General features: G+C 74.3%; 19 protein-coding genes and 1 pseudogene. 9 read left to right on the top strand and 11 right to left on the bottom strand.

The window, feature by feature from the left end:
- The first annotated feature begins 161 nt into the window (after positions 1-161).
- Complete coding sequence (locus BJ971_RS07395) at positions 162-998, top strand: alpha/beta fold hydrolase (protein WP_184991017.1); 837 nt, start codon at positions 162-164, stop codon at positions 996-998.
- A gap of 6 nt (positions 999-1004) precedes the next feature.
- Here the strand turns inward: BJ971_RS07395 and BJ971_RS07390 are convergent, their stop codons facing one another.
- Genes BJ971_RS07390 through BJ971_RS07375 form a run of 4 tightly spaced genes read right to left on the bottom strand, consistent with a single transcriptional unit; the run spans position 1005 to position 4225 of the window.
- A complete protein-coding gene (locus BJ971_RS07390) occupies positions 1005-1631 on the bottom strand; it encodes a response regulator (RefSeq protein ID WP_184991015.1) in 627 nt (208 codons plus the stop codon).
- Positions 1628-2833 (bottom strand): sensor histidine kinase, encoded by a 1206-nt coding sequence (locus BJ971_RS07385; RefSeq protein ID WP_184991012.1) that lies wholly within the window; start codon positions 2831-2833, stop codon positions 1628-1630. Before BJ971_RS07385 ends, BJ971_RS07390 begins: the two co-directional genes overlap by 4 nt.
- Positions 2834-2843: 10 nt before the next feature.
- A complete protein-coding gene (locus tag BJ971_RS07380) occupies positions 2844-3272 on the bottom strand; it encodes an ABA4-like family protein (protein ID WP_184991010.1) in 429 nt (142 codons plus the stop codon).
- Complete coding sequence (locus BJ971_RS07375) at positions 3269-4225, bottom strand: hypothetical protein (RefSeq protein ID WP_184991008.1); 957 nt, start codon at positions 4223-4225, stop codon at positions 3269-3271. The genes BJ971_RS07380 and BJ971_RS07375 overlap by 4 nt, the downstream gene beginning before the upstream one ends.
- A 130-nt stretch (positions 4226-4355) precedes the next feature.
- Here BJ971_RS07375 and BJ971_RS07370 point away from each other — a divergent pair, with 130 nt between their 5' ends.
- Together BJ971_RS07370 and BJ971_RS07365 are read left to right on the top strand one after the other, a co-directional pair.
- On the top strand, positions 4356-4925 hold the full coding sequence (locus tag BJ971_RS07370) for a nucleotidyltransferase family protein (protein ID WP_184991006.1): 570 nt from the start codon (positions 4356-4358) through the stop codon (positions 4923-4925).
- On the top strand, positions 4918-6018 hold the full coding sequence (locus tag BJ971_RS07365) for an XdhC family protein (RefSeq protein WP_184991004.1): 1101 nt from the start codon (positions 4918-4920) through the stop codon (positions 6016-6018). Before BJ971_RS07370 ends, BJ971_RS07365 begins: the two co-directional genes overlap by 8 nt.
- Here BJ971_RS07365 and BJ971_RS40950 read toward each other — a convergent pair.
- Positions 6015-6899 (bottom strand): hypothetical protein, encoded by an 885-nt coding sequence (locus BJ971_RS40950; RefSeq protein WP_239087526.1) that lies wholly within the window; start codon positions 6897-6899, stop codon positions 6015-6017. The genes BJ971_RS07365 and BJ971_RS40950 overlap by 4 nt on opposite strands.
- 146 nt (positions 6900-7045) lie before the next feature.
- Here BJ971_RS40950 and BJ971_RS42610 point away from each other — a divergent pair.
- Positions 7046-7228: pseudogene (locus BJ971_RS42610) on the top strand (AAA family ATPase); the annotation flags it as partial.
- A 100-nt stretch (positions 7229-7328) separates the two neighbouring features.
- Here the strand turns inward: BJ971_RS42610 and BJ971_RS07350 are convergent.
- Complete coding sequence (locus BJ971_RS07350; RefSeq protein WP_239087525.1) at positions 7329-8030, bottom strand: HAD family hydrolase; 702 nt, start codon at positions 8028-8030, stop codon at positions 7329-7331.
- A gap of 49 nt (positions 8031-8079) precedes the next feature.
- On the opposite strand from BJ971_RS07350, the gene BJ971_RS07345 reads away from it, so the two are divergent.
- On the top strand, positions 8080-8958 hold the full coding sequence (locus BJ971_RS07345; RefSeq protein WP_184990999.1) for a pyridoxal-phosphate dependent enzyme: 879 nt from the start codon (positions 8080-8082) through the stop codon (positions 8956-8958).
- A gap of 54 nt (positions 8959-9012) precedes the next feature.
- On the opposite strand, the gene BJ971_RS07340 is transcribed toward BJ971_RS07345, so the two are convergent.
- From BJ971_RS07340 to BJ971_RS07330, 3 genes are read right to left on the bottom strand one after another with little or no spacing between them, the layout of a single operon-like run.
- Complete coding sequence (locus BJ971_RS07340; protein ID WP_184990997.1) at positions 9013-9951, bottom strand: sugar kinase; 939 nt, start codon at positions 9949-9951, stop codon at positions 9013-9015.
- Positions 9948-10577 carry a bifunctional 4-hydroxy-2-oxoglutarate aldolase/2-dehydro-3-deoxy-phosphogluconate aldolase gene (locus tag BJ971_RS07335; protein WP_184990996.1) on the bottom strand — a complete coding sequence of 210 codons (630 nt, stop codon included), beginning with the start codon at positions 10575-10577 and terminating at the stop codon, positions 9948-9950. Before BJ971_RS07335 ends, BJ971_RS07340 begins: the two co-directional genes overlap by 4 nt.
- A 55-nt stretch (positions 10578-10632) precedes the next feature.
- Positions 10633-11205 (bottom strand): hypothetical protein, encoded by a 573-nt coding sequence (locus BJ971_RS07330; RefSeq protein WP_184990994.1) that lies wholly within the window; start codon positions 11203-11205, stop codon positions 10633-10635.
- Positions 11206-11310: 105 nt separating this feature from the next.
- Here BJ971_RS07330 and BJ971_RS07325 point away from each other — a divergent pair, with 105 nt between their 5' ends.
- Positions 11311-12219 (top strand): NADP-dependent oxidoreductase, encoded by a 909-nt coding sequence (locus BJ971_RS07325; RefSeq protein ID WP_184990992.1) that lies wholly within the window; start codon positions 11311-11313, stop codon positions 12217-12219.
- A gap of 9 nt (positions 12220-12228) precedes the next feature.
- Here the strand turns inward: BJ971_RS07325 and BJ971_RS07320 are convergent, their stop codons facing one another.
- Positions 12229-14556: a putative bifunctional diguanylate cyclase/phosphodiesterase gene (locus tag BJ971_RS07320; protein ID WP_239087524.1), complete on the bottom strand. Its 2328-nt coding sequence runs from the start codon at positions 14554-14556 to the stop codon at positions 12229-12231.
- 182 nt (positions 14557-14738) lie between these two features.
- Here BJ971_RS07320 and BJ971_RS07315 point away from each other — a divergent pair, with 182 nt between their 5' ends.
- Entirely contained in the window at positions 14739-16748 is a 2010-nt protein-coding gene (locus tag BJ971_RS07315; RefSeq protein WP_184990990.1) for a peptidoglycan recognition protein family protein, read from the top strand.
- Here the strand turns inward: BJ971_RS07315 and BJ971_RS07310 are convergent.
- Positions 16736-17344: a sigma-70 family RNA polymerase sigma factor gene (locus tag BJ971_RS07310; RefSeq protein WP_184990988.1), complete on the bottom strand. Its 609-nt coding sequence runs from the start codon at positions 17342-17344 to the stop codon at positions 16736-16738. The genes BJ971_RS07315 and BJ971_RS07310 overlap by 13 nt on opposite strands.
- 162 nt (positions 17345-17506) lie before the next feature.
- Between BJ971_RS07310 and BJ971_RS07305 the strand changes: the two genes are divergently transcribed.
- Together BJ971_RS07305 and BJ971_RS07300 are read left to right on the top strand one after the other, a co-directional pair.
- Positions 17507-17734 carry a DUF5999 family protein gene (locus BJ971_RS07305; RefSeq protein ID WP_221478744.1) on the top strand — a complete coding sequence of 76 codons (228 nt, stop codon included), beginning with the start codon at positions 17507-17509 and terminating at the stop codon, positions 17732-17734.
- 36 nt (positions 17735-17770) lie between these two features.
- Positions 17771-20158: an ATP-binding protein gene (locus BJ971_RS07300; protein ID WP_184990986.1), complete on the top strand. Its 2388-nt coding sequence runs from the start codon at positions 17771-17773 to the stop codon at positions 20156-20158.
- Positions 20159-20227 lie beyond the last annotated feature (69 nt).

Below are 20227 nucleotides of genomic sequence, written 5' to 3'. Positions count from 1 at the left end.
CTCCCTCGACGCACGAAAGGACCCCCTGCGACTATCGCAAACCCGCCGGAACGGCCGACAGGGAGCGCCGGAACGCGATAGCCTGTAACGAGCAAGGCCGGGAATCCGCCGCCACGGGTTCCCGGTCTTTTGTCTTGCGCGTCTCTTGCAATGATGTGCCGATGGAACCTCGAGTGCACCCGGTAGCCTCCTCCGACGGCCTGACCCTGACGGTCGAGGAGTACGGCGCCGCCGGGAGTTCCGCCTCGGTGGTGTTCCTGCCCGCGCTGGGCGTCCCGGTGGCCTACTACCGGCCGCTGTTCGAGCACTGGGTCGCCCGGGGCCGCCACGTCGTCGGGGTCGAGCTGCGCGGCATGCCCCGCAGCCCCGTCTCCGACCTGCGCCGCGACTCGTTCGGCTACGCGCATCTGCTCCGCGAGGACCTGCCCGCGATCTTCACGGATCCCACGGTCGCCGCCGCGGACCGGGTCGTGCTGGTCGGCCACAGCCTGGGCGGTCAGCTCGCGCTGCTGTCGGGCGCCGCCGGCACGGTACGCGCGGACGCGGTCGTCGCGCTCGCCACCGGTACGAGCTCACCCGCCGCGCACCGCGGCACGCTGGCCCGGGCCCGCCGCGCCGCCGGGGTCCGCTTCATCGGCGCCGTCACCTGCTCGCTGGGCTACTGGCCGGGGCACCGCCTGGGCTTCGGCGGCCGCCAGCCGCGCACGCTGATGAGCGACTGGGGCTACGAGGCCCGGACCGGGCGTTACCGGCTGCGCGGCGACCGCACGGACTACGAGGCCGCGCTGAGCAGCCTCGCCGTACCGGCCCTGCTCGTGGAGATCGACGGCGACCGGATGATTCCCCGGGCGGCCGTCGATCATCTCGCGGGCCGGCTGCCGGCGCACGTGGGCCGGGCGACGATCGAGGCCGTGCCGGATCACTTCCTGTGGGCCCGCCGTACGCCGGAGAAGGTCGTCGCCGGCGTCGAGGACTGGCTGGTGGCGCAGGGGCTCTGAGCGCCGTCAGGCGCGGCGGGCGAGCAGCGCCAGCCGGACCCGGTTCGGGCTGGCGGTCTTCGTCATCAGGCTGGTGATGTGGGTCTTGACCGTGGTCACTCCGATGTGGAGGCGATCGGCGATCTCGGTGTTCGACAGGCCCTCGGCCACCAGTTCCAGGACGTCGCGCTCCCGGGCGGTGAGCCCGGACACCGGCCTCGGCGGCTCGACCCGCGCCGCCACCGCCCGCCGCACCAGCCGCTGCAACACCTCCTGGCTGAACGGGCTGTCACCGGACGCCGCCCGGCGGATCCCGTCGAGCAGCTCGGTGGGCGGCGCGTCCTTGAGCAGGAAGCCGCACGCGCCCGCGGTCAGCGCCGGGTACAGGTGGTCGTCGTCGCCGAACGTGGTCAGCACGAGGACCCGGGCGCCGGGCCGGTCGGCGAGGATGCGGCCGGTCGCGGTGATGCCGTCGACGCCGGGCATCCGCAGGTCCATGACGATGACGTCGGGTGCGAGGCGGGCGGCGAGGGCGACGGCGTCGCGGCCGTTGCCGGCCTCGCCGACGACGGTCAGGTCGGTCTCGGCGTCGCAGAGCATCCGCAGCCCGGCGCGGATCAGCGGCTGGTCGTCGGCGAGCAGGATCCGGATCACGCCGGCCCCGGTGCGGGCAGCGGCGGGGTGTCCGCCGGCGGCTGGACCGCCGGCAGGACGGTCTCGACGCGCCAGCCGCCGGCGACGGGCCCGGCCGTGAGCCGGCCGCCGAGCACCTCGACCCGCTCCCGCATTCCGGTCAGGCCATGGCCGCCGCCGGACGGCAGGCCGGGCGACACCCCGCCGCCGTCGTCCGACACCGACCAGATCAGGTCGCCGTCGACGACCGTCGCGCGCAGCCGGGCCCGGGCCGCCGTCCCCGCGTGTTTCGCCACGTTTGTCAGCGCCTCCTGGGTCAGCCGGAGCACCGCGAGCCCGCGTACGGAGTCGAGGGTGCCGACCTCCGGTGCGAGCGCGACGTCCACCGTCAGCCCGGCCCGGCGTGCCGTCTCCACCGCCGCCGCCAGCGCCTCCGGCAGTGCGCCGGGCTCGATCGCGGTGAGCGCCGCGTCCGTGCGTACCGAAGGATCACGCAGCACCGCGACCAGCCGGCGCAGGTCCGCCAGGGCCGCGGTGCCGGTGCCGTGCACGTCGTCGAAGACCTCGGCGACGCGGGGGTCGGCGTCCGGCAGCACGTGCCGGGCGACGCCGACCCGCAGCACCATCGAGGCCACGTGGTGCGCGACGACGTCGTGCAGTTCACGGGCGATCGCGGCGCGTTCGTCGGCGCGTGCCGCCCGGCTCTCCGACTCGCGCCGGCGCTGCTCCTCCAGCGCACGCTCCTGAGCCTGGATGCCCAGCTCGCGGGTCGTCCGGACGACCAGCCCCAGCAGCACCGGCACGCCGACGACGACGCAGATGCCGAGAATCGGCGCGGAGATCGGCGACGGCCCCCGGCCGAGGGTGAAGGCCAGGTAGACCGCCGTGACCAGGCCGGCGCCCGACCACAGGATCCGGGGGCGGGGCGCCCACATGGCGAGTTCGAGGAGCGCCCAGCTGGTGCCCACCTGGTTGATCATCGTGTCGTCGATGAGCCGGAAGGCGAGCACCAGCAGCACGGTCTGCGCGACCAGGTTGAGCACGCGCCGGCGGTGCAGGACCAGCGCGAGCACGAACGCGATCACGGCGAGGACCCACTGCGTCGTGGTCGGCTCGCGGCCCGCCTGGGTGCCGAAGAGCAGGTAGCTGATGCCGCTGAGGTCGAGCAGCAGCATCCGGACGAACGTGTCACGCGCGTCGAAGAGCCGCCCTACCCACCCCACGCCGCCCACTCTAGGCGCTCCCGGTCTCCGGGTAGCGCGTCCGGATCAGCAGGTAGGACAGCAGGCCCAGCGGGCCGAGCAGGATCGTGAGCAGCAGCACCGGCGACATGATCAGTGCCGGGACGCCGCGGGCCCGGCTGTCCAGCCATGACCAGCGGCCGGCAAACAGGTCGAACGCGATCATGTGCGCCCAGGCCGCCGCCGCGCCGTCCGCGGTGCCGAGCAGGTCGCGCAGGCCGTCGAGGGTCGGCGACACGACGGCCGGGAGCACCTCGCCGAGCGCCGGGAGCACCAGCAGGGCGTAGATCACCAGGCCGGGGAGCACGATCAGCGGCGAGGCGATGATCCGCCGGGTCCACGACCAGCCCGGCAGCAGGATCATCAGCGCCCAGAACGGCGCCGCGAGCGTGAACGCGAGCCCGAACAGCGCCCCGGTCACGCCGAGCCGACCTTGTCGGCGCGGATCGCCGGAGCCGCGGGCCCGGCGTCCGGGCGGCGGCGCCGGGCCAGCACCGCGACGGTCGCCGCGGCGACCGAGACGGCCAGTGCCGCCCACGCGGTGAGGGTGAGCGCGTCCGGCCGCAGCAGCGGCTGACCGCGCAGCGCCTGCCAGGTCAGGAGCACGACCAGGATCCCGTACGCGCACCCGCCGACCAGCAGCAGCCGGACCCGGGTGAGCTGGTCGAGCCGGGTGCCGAGCAGCAGGGCGAGCAGCGGCAGAACCTGCAGCGCGTGCAGCCCGACGAAGTGGCCGATCCGCAGGTCCCCGCCGGTGGTGCTCCAGCCGACCAGCGGCAGGCCGGGGCCGCCGTCGGCCACGCCGACGCTGTGCGCGCCGGAGACATCGTCGAACCCGGGCGGCGCCTGGCCGGGCGGTGCCTGGCCGGGCATGACCATCGGGACCGCAGCCAGCATGCCGACCAGCGAGAGCCCGAGTCCCCAGCGGACGGCGTGCGCCGACACCCGGTCGGCGAGCCGCGCGCGGAGAATCACGAAGCCGAGCACGAAGTGCGCCATGAAGAGGATCAGGATCGAGGTGCCCATGACCTGGAACAGGGCCGAGTTCAGCGGCGTGCTGTTGTTGTAGTGGCTGGTCGTGCCGCGCAGCACCTGGGTGACGATCACGACGATCTCGGCGACCGACGTCGCCAGGATCACGGTGGCCGCGATCTCGGCGACCCGGCTGCGGCGCGGCAGCAGCGAGAGCATCCAGGCGAGGGTGGCGCCGTACGCGACGAAGGACACCGCGAACTTGAACGGCTTGAGCCAGATCGGGGCGCCGGTGAGCACCCGGGGGTCGGTGAAGACGCCGATCCCGGCGATCACGGCGAGGACGGCCATCGCGGCGGTGAAGACCATCAGCGGGCGGTGCCAGCGCAGGACGTTTGTCATGCCTCGATGCTCGCGGCGCCGGGAGCGCGTTTCGCCCGTCCCGGGGCCGGTCCGGCGGCCCGCGGTCGGAGCCCGCCTCCTCCCTGGGTAGGAGGTGCCCGACGTTCCGGATCGGACGTACGCTCCCGGCATGGAGATCGCCGGTCTGGTGCTGGCGGCCGGCGCCGGTCGGCGGTACGGCATGCCGAAAGCGCTGGTGGCGCACCGCGGCGTGCTGCTCGTGCGCCACACGGCCGCGGTTCTGAGCGATGCCGGGGTCACGCCGGCCTTCGTCGTCGTCGGCGCGCAGGCGGCGCGGGTCCGCGCGGCCGCGCCAGAATTGACCTACGTCGCGAATCCGGACTGGGCGACCGGGATGGCCTCGTCGCTGCGCGCGGGCCTGGCGGCGCTGGCCGCCACGGCGGCCCGCGCGGCGGTGGTCCTGCTTGTCGACATGCCCGGCGTCGCCCCCGATGCGGTACGCGCGGTGACCGCCGGCGCCGGGCCGGACTCGCTGATCATGGGTGGGTACGACGGGCGCCGCTCGCATCCGGTGGTGCTCGGGCGCGACCACTGGGCCGGCGTCGCCGCCAGCGCGACCGGCGACCACGGCGCCCGCGACTACCTGCGCCGGCACGCGGCGCGGGTGCGGGTCGTGCCCGTCGGCCACCTCGCCGACGACGCCGACCTCGACGTGCCGTCGGCGGCGAGCCATGCGTGACGTCCTCGACGAGCTGCTGCGCGCCTGGCGCGCGGGCGAGGCCGCCGGCCTCGCCACGGTGACGGCGACCTGGTCCAGCGCGCCCCGCCAGCCGGGCGCGGCCATGCTCGTCGGCGCCGACGGCACGGCGACCGGCAGCGTCTCCGGCGGCTGCGTCGAGGGCGCGGTCTACGAGCTGTGCCGCGAGGTCGCCGCCTCGGGGGTACCGCAGACGACCCGGTTCGGCATCACCGACGACGACGCGTTCGAGGTCGGCCTGCCCTGCGGCGGCACGATCGAGCTGTTCGTCGAGCGGGCGGGCTTCGCCGAGCTGCCGCTGCTCGCCGCCGAGGTCACCGCCGGCCGCCCGGTGGCCGTGCTGACCTGTGTGGACGGCCCGCCGGAGCGGGTCGGCCGGCACCTGGTCGTCACGCCCGACAGCCGGCACGGTTCGCTCGGCGGCGACCGGATCGACGACGCCGCGACCGACGACGGCCGGGGGCTGCTCGCCGCCGGCCGCACCGGGCTGCTGCACTACGGCCCGGACGGCCAGCGGCGCGGTGCCGGGCTGAGCGTGCTCGTCACGTCGTTCGCGCCGGCGGCACGGATGCTCGTCTTCGGCGCCACCGACCACGCCGCCGCGGTCGCCCGGGTCGGCTCGTTCCTCGGCTACCGCGTGACCGTCTGCGACGCCCGGCCGGTCTTCGCCACCGCCCGCCGATTCCCGGAGGCGGACGAGGTCGTCGTGGACTGGCCGCACCGCTACCTCGCCGCCGAGTCCGGCGCCGGGCGCCTCGACGGCCGGACGGTGGTGTGCGTGCTGACCCACGATCCGAAGTTCGACGTACCGGTGCTGGAGGTCGCCCTGCCGCTGCCGCTGGCGTACGTGGGCGCGATGGGTTCCCGGCGCACCCACGACGACCGGCTCAAGCGGCTGCGGGAGACCGGCCTGACCGCCGGCCAGATCGCCCGCCTGTCCTCGCCGATCGGCCTCGACCTCGGCGCGCGCACACCCGAGGAGACCGCGGTCAGCATCGCCGCGGAGATCGTCGCGGCCCGCTGGAGCGGCACCGGCCGCCGCCTGTCCGGCACCTCCGGCCCGATACACACCTAAAGCTTGTTGAGCTGACTGACCAGGGATCGCAGCCACGGCTGCGCCAGGGCGGGCTCACCGTGGACGGCCCGGGCGAGGGCGCGGCGGCCGTCGCCGCTACGCCCGTAGGCGACCACGGCGACCGCCTCGGCCAGCGCCTGCCGGGTCTGCTCGTCGCGGCGCGGGCCCTCCGCGGCGGCGAGCCAGTCGCCCGGCCGGAACGATCTGGTGAGCTTCGTCTGGTGGTTGCCGAAGTAGGACCACACCCAGGGATCGAGGGACACGTTCAGGACCGCGCGCGCGGGCAGCCGCCGGGTCCAAGGCTCGTGCTGCTGCCACCGCCACGTCTTGGGGCTCGAGGGCCGGCGCACCGTGACGCCCACGAAGCGCAGCTTCTTCCTGATCACCTCCCACGGCTCACGGGACTCGACGATCCACTCGTCCAGCAGCGTGAACAGCTCGGTGAAGGTCCCGCCCGCGTCCACCACGTCGACGAAGACGGCCGGGCGGGCGCGCCGGGCGAGGGCGTGCGGCGTGATGCCGAGGCCGCCCAGCAGGCGGCGTGCGGCCGCCCGCTCCTCGGCCGACAGCGGTGCCCGCCGCCACTTCGAGCGGCGCACCGGCACGACCCGGCGCTGGAACGAGAACGGCGCACGGGCGACCCGGTTCGGCGCGGGCAGGTCCGCCAGCGCGCCGCTGAGGAGATCGAACATCGAGTCCAGGGACCGGCCGACGAAGAACAGGTCGCCGTCGCCGCTGCGCGCCAGGACCCTGCCGGCGCACCGCACCAGGTCCGGCATGAACCACAGGCTGGGCTCGCCGGTGCCGTCGAGCATCGTGCCGAGCTCGTCCGGGCCGACCAGCTCCCAGCGGAACGGCGGGCCGTCGACCGGATCGTGCATACCCGCGAGTGTGACCGCCGCCGCAGCGGCCGACCAGCGAATTCGCACGCCGCGATTCCGCGGTACAAGCCCTGCACTGATCGTTAATCGGGTGCGATCGGCCGCCTGAGCGGCGGACAATCGCCGGCGTGCATTCCGCCGTCACGGTGACCCCCGCCCACCTGCCCGGCCTGCTGCTTCACGTAGCGGTCGCGCGGCCGGTCTTCGTGTGGGGAGCGCCGGGGATCGGCAAGAGCTCGCTGGTGCGCGACTTCGCCGCGTCGCTGGGGCTGGACTGCGTCACGCTGGTCGGCACCCAGCTCGCCGCCGAGGACGCGGACGACTTCCCGCCGGCCGGGCCGATCCTGGTGATCACCGACGGGGATTGCGACGCGCTGCGGATCCGCCGGGCGCACGCCTTCCTGATGCCGCGCGGCGCCCGCCTGCCGTTCACACCGCGCGGTCCCGTCCTCCACCTGAGCTGAGCAGCCCGCCCAGCTCGGCGAGGGACGCGATGCGGTGGGCCTCGCCGGCCGGGCCGCGGCCGAGGCGGTCCAGGTGAGCCGCGCGCAGGCCGGCCGCGCGGGCGCCGAGCACGTCGAGGGCGTGGTCGTCGCCGACGCTGAGCACCGCGCCCGGCGCAAGACCCCAGCGCGCGCAGGCCCGGCGGAACGCGTCCGGATGCGGCTTGGCCACGCCGAGGTCGTCGATCGTGTAGATCGGACCGACCCGTCCGCCCAAGCCGGTCGCGGCGAGCTTGCAGCGCTGCTGGTCGCGGGTGCCGTTGGTCAGCACGGCGGTGCCGAGCCCGGCGGCCGCGATCGTCGCCAGGGCGCCGGCCACGTCGTCGTAGGCCCGCCATTCGCGCTCGTAGTGGGTCAGGTAGCCGGCGAAGACCTCGTCCAGTTCCGCGTCGCTGCCCCCGGTACCCAGAAAGTCGCGGAGCCTGCGGCGACGCTGCTCGGCGAAGCTGATCCGGCCCGCGCGCCATGCGGCGAGATGCGCCTCCTGCAGGGTGCTCCACCGCGCGACGGCCTCGTCCGTCGGTGCCAGGCCGAGGGACGGCAGCCAGGCCCGCAGGCCGGCCGCGGCCGCGCTCTCGTGATCGACCAGCGTGCCATCGAGGTCTAGCAGCACACCGCGCAATTTCACGAGCGGGATCTTAGGTCCAGAGCGCCGGGACGGTCCTAAACTCGGCGGCGTGGATGTGACGCCGATCTCACTGGGCACGTGGCCGACGCCGCTCGAGCCGGCGCCGCGGCTCGCCACGGCACTGGCGCTGGATGAGCTCTGGATCAAGAGGGACGACCTGACCGGCCTCGGCGGCGGCGGCGGCGGCAACAAGGTACGCAAGCTTCAGTACACCTGCGCGCAGGCGCTCAAGGCCGGCGCGACGACGCTTGTCACCACTGGTGCGGCGCAGTCGAACCACGCCCGGCTCACGGCCGCCGCCGCGGCCCGGCTCGGCCTGGGGTGCGTACTGGTGCTGGGCGGGCATCCGCCGGCGGCGGCGCGCGGCAACCTGATCCTGGATCACCTGGCCGGCGCCAGGATCGTGTGGGCGGGCGACGCGCCGATCGCGGAGGCGGTCGCCGCGCAGGAGGGCTTCGTGATCCCGTTCGGCGGCACGTCGGCGTTCTCGGCGCTGGGCTACGTCGACTGCGCCCGCGAACTGATGGTGCAGCTGCCCGACCTCAGCACGGTGGTGGTCGCGGTCGGCTCGGGTGGCACGATGGCCGGGCTGGTCGCGGTGCTCGGGCCGGACCGGGTGTTCGGTGTGGACACCGGCGCGCTGCCCGACGCCCGGGCGGCGGTCGCGGGGCTGCTCGACGGCATGGGAGTGTCGATCCGGGCCGAGGAGCTGCAGATCGACGGCACGCACGTCGGCGCCGGCTACGCGACGCTGACCGATCCGGTACGCGGCGCGCTCGAACTCGCCGCGCGCACCGAGGGCCTGTTCCTCGACCCGACCTACACGGGCCGGGCCATGGCGGGGCTGCGCGCGAACCCGCCGGACGGCAAGGTCGTGTTCCTGCACAGCGGCGGCCTGCCGGGCCTCTTTGGCCACCCCTCGATCTAGGTCCTGTTTCGGACCGTGTGCCCGCCGCAGCCCGGCCCCGGTCCGAAACAGGACCTAGCGGGACACGTTGTCGGTCGCCGAGAGCAGCGACTCCAGGTCCGGGCGGGTGGGCAGGCCCTCGCAGTCGCCCGGGAACGTCACCGCGAACGCACCGGCGGCGATGGCCGTGCCCAGCCGCGCGGCCGGGCCGGCCCCGGCCAGCCGGTCCGCGAGATAGCCCGCGACGAACGCGTCACCCGCGCCGACCGGGTCGACCACCGTCACCTCAAGGGCCTTCACCGCGTGGCGCTCCCCCTCGATCAGCGCCGTGCAGCCCCGCGCCCCGTCCTTGATCACAACCTCGGAAGGCCCCAGCCCGGCCAGGCGCTCGGCCGGGTTCCCGCCGGGGCCGAGCACCAGCTCGGCCTCGTCGGGCCCGGCGAAGACCACCTGCGCCCGGGTGACGAGGTCCCGCAGCACCGGCGCGGCGTCGTAGCTGGACCACAGCTTGCTCCGGTAGTTGACGTCGACCGACACCGTCACGCCGGCCGCGTGTGCGGCCTCGACCGCGTGGAAGACCGTCTCGCGGGCCGTGCCGCTCAGCGCCGGGGTGATGCCCGTGACGTGCAGGATGCCGGCCGACCGCACGGCGGCGGCCGGCACGTCCGCCGGTACCAGGCGCGAGCCGGCGCTGCCGGCCCGGTGGTAGTCGACGTGCAGCAGGCCGGCGGTCCGGCGGTGCTTGACCATCAGGCCGGTGAACGAGGAGTCGCGGATCACCGTCGCGCGCACGCCCTCGCCCCGCAGCCGGCGCTCGATCAGGTCGCCCGTCGCGTCCCGGCCGACCCGGCCGATCCAGGTGGCGCTTCCGCCGAGGCGGGCCACGCCGATCGCGACGTTGCTCTCCGCGCCGCCGATACCGAAGGCGAAGCCGCGGGCGAACTCGAGCGAGCCGATGCCGTCCGCCGCGACCAGGCCCATCGTCTCGCCGAGGGTGACCAGGCCGCCGCTCATGAGCGGGCGAACGCGACCGCGTCGGCCGCGTGGCGCGCGCGGGCCGCGAGCCGCTTCAGGCTGCCGCCCTCGGCGGCGTCGCCGATCAGCGGGCCGCCCAGGCCGACCGCCGCGGCGCCGGCGGTGAGCCAGTTCGCGATGTCGGCGATCTCGATGCCGCCGGTCGGCATGATGCGCACGCCGGGCAGCGGGCCGTGCAGGTCCTTCAGGAAGCGGGGGCCGAGGCTCGCCGCCGGGAAGAGCTTGACCAGCGGCGCACCGGCGCGGCTGGCGTTGAAGACCTCGGTGGGGGTGAACGCGCCCGGATAGACCGGCACCTCGAAGCCGTCGAGCGCCGGGACGTGCACGGGCGAGACCAGGAAGGCCGCGCCCGCGTCCACGCTGGCCTTGGCGTCGTCGAGGGTGAGCACCGTGCCCGCGCCGACCGCCACGCCGGCCGGCAGCTGGCGGCGCAGGCCCGCGATGGCCTCGAACGAGCCGCGCGACGTGAGGGTCACCTCCAGCGCGGTGACGCCCGCCTCGACGAGCACGTCGCCGATCGCCGCGAAGGCGTCGGCGGTCGGTGCCCGCAGCACGGCGACGACGCCGCTGCGGATGATCGCATCAGTGACCGAGATATCCGACATGGGCGCCTCCCGAGGTGTCCGCCGACGCCGTTCAGTGTCCACTAAGGCGCCGAGATCATCCAGAGACGCGGGACTCCTCGGCCTCGGCGGGAGTCCGCCGGATGTACGAACCAAGGCCCCGCCTCGGGTGCACCACCAGCGGCGCGGGCGGGGTCGCCCTGATCTCCAGCTCCTCGCGGATCGCGGCCTCGAACTCCTGCATCACCAGCGGCACGTGGCCCAGCATCTCGCGCACCGACTTGCCCGGGTCGACGCCCGGCGGCGGCGTGGGCCGCGAGGCGTACAGCCCCTCGATCAGCAGGTGCACCGCGAGCGCGGCGCTGCGAACCTGGCCCGAGGCGAGCAGGCGCACCTGCATGAGGGCCGGCCCGACGGCGTCGAGGTACGCGAACGGGCCGGGCGGGGGCCGGTCGTCGTCGTACGCGGCGCGCAGCCGGTAGGTGGCCCGCTCGAACTCCGTCATCAGCGCGATGTACGCCTCCTTGCGCTCGGCGTACCAGCGTTTGGTCCGTTTGGCGCGGCTGCGCGCGTAGCTGTCGCGGGCCGACACGAGCAGGGTCACACCCGCCCCGAACAGGGCAGACACGGCTGCGACGAGGGGAAGCCCCCACCACGGGATCTCAGACACCCGCCAACGGTAGCGATGCCCGGTCCGGTGGGAGCGGCGGAGGGTCAGATCGTGACCTGGCGCCGCGCTTGACCTCAACCCGGCTTCAGCTTGCAGAGTCACCGCATGAGAGCAGCGGTATTCGACAGGTACGGCCCGCCAGAGGTGTTACGCATCGCCGACCTCCCCGATCCGGAGCCCGGCCCGGGCCAGGTCCGGATCCGGGTACGGGCGGCCGGCGTGCAGCCCTTCGACATCGCCGTACGCCAAGGGTGGATCAAACGAGGACCGGAGAACTTCCCGCACCAGGTCGGCCAGGAGTACTCGGGGGTGGTCGAACTGCTCGGCGAAGGGGTCACGGGCCTGGCGGTCGGCGACCCGGTGCTCGGCTCGACGATGATGGCCGGCCAGGCGACCCACGTGGTCGTGCCCGCCTCGGACGTCGTGGCCAAGCCACCGGAGCTGGACTTCCCGACCGCGGCGGCGCTGGTGGCGGCCGCGCAGACCGCCTCCGGCGCGCTGCGCGAGCTCGGGGTCGGTGCCGGCGACACGCTGCTGGTCCACGCGGCGGCGGGCTCGGTCGGCACGATCGCGGTGCAGCTCGCCCGGCTGGCCGGCGCCACGGTGATCGGCACGGCAAGCCCGGCCAACCACGACTACCTGCGCCGGCTGGGTGCGCTCCCGGTGGCGTACGGGGACGGGGTGGTCGAGGCGGTCCGGGCGGTCGCGCAGGGACCGGTGACGGTCGCGCTGGACGCCGCCGGGCGCGGCGCCATCGCCGCGTCGGTGGAGCTCGGCGTCCCCCGCGACCGGATCGGCACGATCGTCGACGACAAGGCGGCCGCCGAGTTCGGCACCATGGTGGTGCGTGCGGGCCGCTCACCGGCCCGGCTCGGGGAGGTCGTCGCGCTCGCGGCCCGCGGCGTGCTCACCATGCCGGTACGGGCGTATCCGCTGGCCGAGGCCGCCGAGGCGCACGCGGTCGTCGAGGCCGGACACGGCCGCGGAAAGGTGGTGCTGATCGTGGAGCCCTGAGCGGACGCGTCAGGCCGAGACCGGTGGGCGGATCCAGGGTTCGAGGTTCTCCGGTAGTTCGGCCTTGCCGTACAGCCAGCCCTGTGCCAGGTCGCAGCCCTGCTCGCGCAGCCAGTCGCGCTGTAGTTCGGTCTCGACGCCCTCGGCGACGACGCGCAGGTTCATCGCCCGGGTCATGGCGAGCACGGCGCGCACGATGGGCTCGTTGGCGCTGTGCTCGCCGACCCGGCCGACGAACGACCGGTCGATCTTGACGATGCCGACGGGTAGGCGGTTCAGGTAGCTCAGGGAGGAGTAGCCCGTACCGAAGTCGTCGATACAGAGGGTGACGCCGAGGGCGCGCAGCTCGTGGAGGGTGACAAGCGCGGTCTCGATGTCCTCCATGACGCCGGACTCGGTGATCTCCAGCCAGAGCTGGTCCGGGCCGAGGCCGGTGTCGGCGAGCGCGTCGCTGACGATGTCGACGATCGCGCGGTCGCGCAGCTGCCGGACCGAGACGTTGACGGAGACGTGCAGCCGCCGGGCGCCGGGGCCGCGCTGGGCGGTCCAGTGTGCGAGCTGGGTCGCGGCCTCGCGCAACAGCCAGGCGCCGCTCTCCACGATCAGGCCGGTGTCCTCGGCGACCGGGATGAAGTCGACCGGCGAGACGGCGCCGAGCGTGGGGTGCGTCCAGCGCATCAGCGCCTCGAAGCCGTCGATCTGGCCGGTGGTGAGCTCCACGATCGGCTGGTAGTGCACCGAGAGCTCGCCGCGCGGCAGTGCCCGGCGCAGCGCCTGCTCCAGGTTCATGCGGTCACGGACCTCGTCGCGCAGCGACGTGTCGAACAGGGCGTACGCGTTGCGGCCGTTGTCCTTGGCCTTGTACATCGCGGTGTCGGCGTCCCGGATCAGTTCGAGGGCCCGGGCGCCACCGTGCGCCTTCGCGACGCCGATGGACGCGGAGATCACGACGTTGCCGACGGAGAGCTCGAACGGGCGGGCGAATTCGGCGAGCACCCGGTCGGCGAGCGATTCCGCGAGGGCCGAGTGCGACGGGCTGGCCAGCGCGATGACGAACTCGTCGCCGCCGATCCGGCAGACCAGGTCCTCGCCGCGGATCTGCGCGCTGAGCCGGCCGGCGACCTCGCACAGCAGCTCGTCGCCGACCTGGTGGCCCCAGTGGTCGTTCACCATCTTGAACCGGTCCAGGTCGATGAAGAGCAGGCTGATCTCCTGGTCTTCGTCGGCGGTTCGGTCGCCCCAGTGCGCGATCGTCTCGGCGAGCAGTTCCCGGTTCGGCAGGTCGGTGAGCGCGTCGTGGGTGGCCCGGCGGCGGGTGGCCCGCTCGGCGCGCGCCCGCGAGTTGTTGGAGCGCACCACCCGGGCGAAGACGGCCAGGATCAGCAGGGCGCAGAGGCCGGCGCTGACGATGCTGTTGAGCAGCGGGCCGGCCGGCTGGAGCGAGGTGATGATCGTCGGGACGACCACCAGCAGCGCGATGAGCGTCGTCCGGACCTTGCTGAGGTCCTTGACGACGATCTGCTGCGGCTCGGTCAGGGTGCGCATCGACGGGTGCAGTCCGGCGGCACCGACGAACAGGAAGGTGGTCATGAACAGCACGTCGATGGCGTGCGCCGGCACGTCGGCGAGGCCGCCGTCGCGCAGCATGAAGATGAAGTCGCCGGCGAACATCGCGCTCGCGGCCGTCATGAGCAGCCACAGTGACGGCTGCCGGGCGCCGCCGGAGAGCGCGAGCTGCGCGACGAGCACGAGCAGCACCACGTCGGCGACGGGGAAGAACGAGTTGGCGATGCGCAGCGGCGTCAGGTCGGTCTGCGCCATCGACGGCACGATGAGGTAGGTCCAGCACATGAACGCCGCGGCCAGGCCGACGAGCATCGCGTCGATGCGGGCCGGGTCGTCCTCGGAGGCGCGCCGGCGGCGCAGCATGTTCGCGAAGCCGTAGCCCATCAGGATGTAGCCGGGCACCACGAAGGCGTCGGGGATGAGCGCCATCGAGGTCGGCGGGGACGCGCCCGCGCCGGGCACGACCGCCCGGATCACGATGCCGACGAGGAAGAGCGCCGCCGAGACGAGCAGCAGGCACCAGGGCCTGCGGTGCGCGGGCAGGGCGACCCGCCGGACGGCGTAGACCGTCGCGCCCAGGCCGGCGACGATGGCGAGCAGCATCACCGGGTCCTGCAACCAGGGCGGGCCGAACACGGCGCCGGCGATGGCGGCGACGGAGCCGGCGATGTAGAACCAGGCCGGCTTGGCGCTGCGCCTGGGCGGCGTCATGGGCGCGGACTGCGAGTCGAGTTCGCCGCCCACCAGGCCGGCTGCCAGCACAGGGTTCACGCATACCATTTCGGCAGCCCGTCGCGCAATCAGAACACTTCACCCTCAAGGGTTCGTGACCGGCATCACTCAACAGTCAACCCGGCACATTGTCCCCGTGCTCGACTCATCCTGATCTAGGCCAGTTTGATGCTTTTGCGGGGGGACACGTGGGGAAGACGCACGGGCGAGTCATTGCCACGATGCTCGGCACCGCAGTCGCGCTGAGCGGCGCGGCGACAGTGGCGGCGAGCGGGGGCGGCGCCGCCCCCGCGATGGTGGCGGCGGGCCGGGCGCCCGCCGGGCCGACGCTGGAGACGATCGAGCTGGTGTCCGGCCGGGCCGCCGCGGCGGCCGGCGCGGTGCCGCGGCGGACCACCCGGCCGTTCAGCCTCGTCGGTGCGACCTGGACCGATCCGCGCGCCGCGCTCGCCGGCGCGGTCGAGGTACGCACCCGACGGGCCGCGGACGGCACGTGGACCGGGTGGCAGCCGCTGGAGGCCGACGGCGTCTCCCCTGCCGAGCCCGGTTCCCGGGGCGGCACCGACCCGCTCTGGGTCGGCGACTCCGACGGGATCGAGGCCCGGGTCGTCGCGGGCCCGGGCCGCGCCGGGGCGCCGGCCGGGCTGCGGCTGGACCTGATCGACCCCGGCGACCCGCCGCCGGCGGCGGCACCGCCCGCGGCACCGCCGCAGGGCACCGCGCGCGTCGCCGTCCAGCCGAGGCCGGCGCCGAGGCTGGTGAGCCGGGCCCGGTGGGGCGCGGACGAGTCCATCGTGCGGGCCGTACCGGAGTACTCGACGGACGTGCAGGTCCTCTTCGTGCACCACACGGCCGGGACCAACGGCTACCGCTGCTCCGAGTCGGCGGCGATCATCCGCGGCATCCAGGCGTACCACGTCAAGAGCAAGCACTGGGACGACATCGGCTACAACTTCCTCGTCGACAGGTGCGGCACCCTCTTCGAGGGGCGCGGCGGCGGGGTCGCCCGGGCGGTGGTCGGCGCGCACACCCTCGGCTTCAACTCGCGCAGCAGCGCGATCGCGGTGCTCGGGGACTACTCCGGGCGCTCGGTGACGGCGAAGGTCAAGCGGGTGATCGCGCAGGTCGCGGCGTACAAGATCGGGGCATACGGGAACACGCCGGCCGGCCGGGTCGCGCTGATCTCGGGCGGCAGCGACCGGTACCGCAAGGGCAGCCGGGCGACGCTGAACCGGATCGCCGGGCACCGCGACACGGGCAAGACCGAGTGCCCCGGCAGCTCCCTGTACGCCCAGCTCGGGTCGATCCGCAGCATCGCGGCGGCCGGGCCCCGCAACCTCGCGCTGTCCAAGCTGAACGGCGCGACCCGGGTCGGCCGCACCTGGTACACCCGTGGCGTGATCCGGCCGTTCTGGCGCGTCGCCACGCCGACCTCGCTGCTGTACCGCTTCGACCTGCTTGTCGACGACGCGCTTGCCGCGTCGTCGCCGAGCGGGCACCGCAGCGATCCGCTGCGGATCCCCGCCGGACGCCACAAGCTGCGGATCCGCGCGGTGGCGCTGAACGGCCGCACGGCGAACGCCACCGTGACGATCGTGTCGGACCGCACGCTTCCCCGGTTCACCGGTGGCCCGAGCGTGCTGCTGCGCACCGGCTCGCTGAACGGGGTCGTGCCGGTACGGGTGCGCTGGGCCGCGGCGGACGTCGGCGGGCTGCGCCGCGTCACGCTGAGCGGCCCGGCCACCGTCGGCCTCGGCGGGGGCGTGCGGACCTGGGCCGGCGCGGTGCGGGCCGGGGTGCCGACCACGTACGGCCTGCGCGCCACGGACCGGGCGGGCAACGCACGGTCGGTGACCGTCGCCCGTACGGCGGTGCTCGTCGCGGAGTCCCGTGCCGCGCGGACCGGTGCCTGGCGCACGCTGGGCGGCCGCGCGTACCTGGGCGGCGGCGCCCTGCGCAGCACCGCCGCGAACGCGTCGCTGAGCTGGTCTTTCACCGGCCGGTCGGCGTCGCTCGCGGTGAGCCGCACGGCGGCCTCGGGCCGGGTGCAGGTCTACGTGGACGGCCGGCCGGCCGGGATGATCGATCTCCGCTCGCCGCGGACGCTGAACCGGCGGGCGGTGTGGACCCGCGCCTGGAACGACAGCACGCGGCACACCGTGCGGATCAGGGTGGAGGGCACCGCGGGCCGGCCGGGCGTCATCGCCGACGGGCTGGTCTACCTGCGGTAGTCGTCGTCCGGGTCGTGCCCGTCGGCGAGCTGCTGATCGAGCACGACCCGCAGGGACCGCATGGCGAAGTAGAGCCGCGACTTGAGCTCCCCGACCCCGACCGCGCGGGCGGCCGCGGCGTCCTCGAGCGAGACGCCGCGGTAGAAGAGCTCGACGAGGATCTCGCGGTGCGACGCGGCGAGGTCGTCCATGGCCGCGACGATCGTCGTGGCGGGCCGGGGACCCCGGTCGGGCACGACGACCTGAGGCCTGTCGTCGTGCCCGGCCGGGGCGAACCGCTCACCGTCGCGCAGCACCTTTCTGGCGGTCAAGACGAGCCACGGACGTATCGCCGACGCACGCTGGGGGTAGCGGGCCGGATCCTGAGCGGCGCGGTAGAAGGTCTCCTTGAGCACGCTGCGGGCGGCCACCTCGTCGCCGCCGGTCAGCCGGCGCACGTACGCGGCCAGCTCCTCGCGGTGCGGCTCCACCAGCGTGTCGAACGCCGCCTCGGCACGGGCCTGCGCGTAGCGCTCGGCCGCGCTGCCCGGCGTCGGCGAGAACAGGTCGGCGTGCAACGGCGGTCGGCCCGGCCGGTCGGCCGCGTGGCGGCCCATGTGTGCCCCCCTCACTTTGTCGATCGGCGTCCATGGTGATCCACCGAATCGCCGCCGGACACGGGAGAAGTACCCGCGAGCGGCTATTCGGGTACGGGTCGGGTAGTTCCCCGGTGTCTCACGTGGCGGTTGCGACGAACTCTTGGTCGCTGGAGGACCAACATGCTGTGCATGCACGTGCCGCCCTGTCCCGCGGCTTCCCAGACCGACCACCACGCCGCGCGGGTGGTAGCCACCCACCCTGAGCAGGGCTGGAGCCTGCTCTGCAACGGCGTGGTGACCTTTGATGACGATGGCGAGCTGCTACCGGACGGCCGGGCGGTGGCACCGCGGGTCGGTGCCGGGCTCGCCCTCGTCCGCCGACTCGATGCATCGTTGGGCATCCGGTAGCCCACTTTCGGAGGTCACACCTACTAACGTGCTCCTATGAGCGCCGCCACAACCTCGCGCGGTCCCGTCGGCAACCTGCCCGCCGAAGTGACCAGCTTCGTCGGCCGGCGGCACGAGATGACCGCCGTCCGGCGAATGCTCTCCACCAGCCGGTTGGTCACCCTGACCGGCGCCGGCGGCGTCGGCAAGACCCGGCTCGGCATGCGCGTCGGGCGGGAGATGCGGCGCGCGTTCACCGACGGCGTGTGGCTTGTCGAGCTGGCCGAGCTGCGCGATCCGGACCTGGTCGCGGTCACCGTCGCCGAGGCGCTCGGGGTACGCGAGGAGGCGGTCAGCCCGGACGCGCCGGGCCTGGCCACGTTCCTCGCCGGCCGGCAGGCGCTGCTGATCCTCGACAACTGCGAGCACCTCGTCGGCGCCTGCGCGGACCTCGCCGAGACCCTGCTGCGCGCCTGCCCCGACCTGCGGATCCTGGTGACGAGCCGGCAGGCGCTGCGGATCTCGGGCGAGGCTACGCTCACCGTCCAGCCGCTCTCGGTGCCGGAGCCCGACGCCGCCTGCACCCCGGCCGACCTGCCCCGCTACGAGTCGGCCAGCCTGCTGGTCGAGCGCGCGACCGCGGTGCTGCCCGGCTTCGCGGTCACGGACGCGAACTGCGCCACGATCACCGCGCTCTGCCAGGCGCTGGAGGGCATGCCGCTGGCGATCGAGCTGGCCGTCGCCCGGCTGCGGGTGCTGTCGTTGCAGCAGATCCTGGAGCGCCTGACGGACCGGTACCGCCTGCTCACGGCGGGTGCCCGCAACGCGCCGGCGCGGCAGCAGACGCTGCGCGCGCTCATCGACTGGAGCTGGGAACTCTGCTCCGAACAGGAGCGGGTGCTCTGGTCCCGGCTGTCGGTCTTCTCGGGCGGCCTCGAACTGGACGCGGCCGAGCAGATCTGCGCGGACGAGAAGCTGTCCGCGGAGGCGATCCTCGACCTGATCGCGTCCCTGGTGGACAAGTCCGTCATCTCCCGCATCGGCGACGGCCCCCGGGCCCGCTACCGGATGCTCGAGGTGGTCCGCGAGTACGGCGCCGCCCGGCTGGCCGACGCCGGGGAGCAGCCCGCGATCGCACGCCTGCACTGCGACTGGTTCGCCGAGCTGGCCGCGTACGGCGACGCGCACTGGGCCAGCCCCGACCAGGCGGCGCTGATGCTGCGGCTGCGCCACGAGCAGGCGAACCTGCGGGTGGCGCTGGAGTTCTCCGTCACCGAGGGCCCGCCCGAGACGGCCCTGCGTTTCGCCGCGGACCTGCAGAACCACTGGTTCGTCCGCGGCTTCCTCTCCGAGGGCCGGCACTGGCTCGACCGCGCCCTGGCGATGCCGGCGCCGCGGCACTGGACCCGGGTGAAGGCGCTGCGGGTGGCGTCGTGGATCGCCTGCGTGCAGAACGACCGGCCGCGCGCCGAGGCGCTGCTGGCCGACGCCCGGTCGCTGGCCGCGCGCCTGCCGCCGTCGGCGTCGCCGTCGCCGGAGTCGGCGTTCATCCCGCTGGTCGAGGGCAACATCGCGATGTTCGGCGGCGACCACGCGCGGGCGGTGCCGCTGTTCGAGCAGGCGCAGGCCGTCTTCCGCGACATGGGCGCGCTCAGCGGGGAGATGTGGACGCTCGCGGTGCTCGGGCTCGCCCGAGGCCTGTCCACCGACGACCCGGCCCTGGGCTACCCGGACCTGATGGCCTGCCGCGACCTGGCCGCCGCCAACGGCGAGGTGTGGTGGCGCTCGTTCGCGCTGTGGGCGCTGAGCGTGCTGCGCTGGCGTGCCGGCGACACCGCGGGCGCGGCCGAGGCGGCGAAGGAGAGCCTCGAGGTCGGCAAGCTCGTCGAGGACGAGCAGTTCGGCATGGGCCTGGCGCTGGAGGCGCTGGGCTGGGCGGCCGGCAGCGAACGCCGGGACCAGCACGCGGCGCAGCTGCTCGGCGCCTCGGAGCGCGTGTGGCGGGCGATGCAGGCGTCGCTGTCGTCGTTCCGCAGCCTGCGCGACTTCCACGAGGAGTCGATCCTGGAGGTCCGCGGCCGGCTCGGCGACCGGGCGTTCGACGCGGCGTTCCGGCGCGGCGCGGAGCTGACCACGGCCGAGGCGGTGGAGCTGGCCCTGGACCGGGCGCCCCGCACCGCCGCGGCGGCGGTGCCGGCTCCCCGCGCCGAGACGCCCGCGCCGCCGCCGGCCTCCGACGCGCGCCTCGCCGACCTGGGGCTGACCCCCCGCGAGCGCGAGGTGATCAAGCTGATCGCGGAGGGCCTGAGCAACCGCGAGATCGCGGCCCGCCTGGTGGTGGCGCAGCGCACCGCGGAGGGCCACGTGGAGAACATCCTGAGCAAGCTGAGCTTCACCTCCCGGGCGCAGGTGGCGGGCTGGCTGGCGGCGCGGCGAGATACCTGACAGGAGGTGTCAGTCTCTTCCGGCAGGATCGGTGCTGACGGCGGCGATCGGCGCCGCCCTCCGGAGAGA

It is taken from the genome of Amorphoplanes digitatis (assembly GCF_014205335.1).
Taxonomy (GTDB): Bacteria; Actinomycetota; Actinomycetes; order Mycobacteriales; family Micromonosporaceae; genus Actinoplanes; species Actinoplanes digitatus.
This window is presented reverse-complemented; position numbering and strand designations above follow the sequence as displayed.

Excerpts from the sequence above, each read along its gene's own strand:
- BJ971_RS07395 (WP_184991017.1), top strand. The coding sequence starts at position 162 with ATGGAACCTCGAGTGCACCCGGTAGCCTCCTCCGACGGCCTGACCCTG.
- BJ971_RS07375 (WP_184991008.1), bottom strand. The coding sequence starts at position 4,225 with ATGACAAACGTCCTGCGCTGGCACCGCCCGCTGATGGTCTTCACCGCC.
- BJ971_RS07370 (WP_184991006.1), top strand. The coding sequence starts at position 4,356 with ATGGAGATCGCCGGTCTGGTGCTGGCGGCCGGCGCCGGTCGGCGGTAC.
- BJ971_RS07365 (WP_184991004.1), top strand. The coding sequence starts at position 4,918 with ATGCGTGACGTCCTCGACGAGCTGCTGCGCGCCTGGCGCGCGGGCGAG.
- BJ971_RS40950 (WP_239087526.1), bottom strand. The coding sequence starts at position 6,899 with ATGCACGATCCGGTCGACGGCCCGCCGTTCCGCTGGGAGCTGGTCGGC.
- BJ971_RS07340 (WP_184990997.1), bottom strand. The coding sequence starts at position 9,951 with ATGAGCGGCGGCCTGGTCACCCTCGGCGAGACGATGGGCCTGGTCGCG.
- BJ971_RS07335 (WP_184990996.1), bottom strand. The coding sequence starts at position 10,577 with ATGTCGGATATCTCGGTCACTGATGCGATCATCCGCAGCGGCGTCGTC.
- BJ971_RS07325 (WP_184990992.1), top strand. The coding sequence starts at position 11,311 with ATGAGAGCAGCGGTATTCGACAGGTACGGCCCGCCAGAGGTGTTACGC.
- BJ971_RS07315 (WP_184990990.1), top strand. The coding sequence starts at position 14,739 with ATGCTCGGCACCGCAGTCGCGCTGAGCGGCGCGGCGACAGTGGCGGCG.
- BJ971_RS07310 (WP_184990988.1), bottom strand. The coding sequence starts at position 17,344 with ATGGGCCGCCACGCGGCCGACCGGCCGGGCCGACCGCCGTTGCACGCC.
- BJ971_RS07305 (WP_221478744.1), top strand. The coding sequence starts at position 17,507 with ATGCTGTGCATGCACGTGCCGCCCTGTCCCGCGGCTTCCCAGACCGAC.
- BJ971_RS07300 (WP_184990986.1), top strand. The coding sequence starts at position 17,771 with ATGAGCGCCGCCACAACCTCGCGCGGTCCCGTCGGCAACCTGCCCGCC.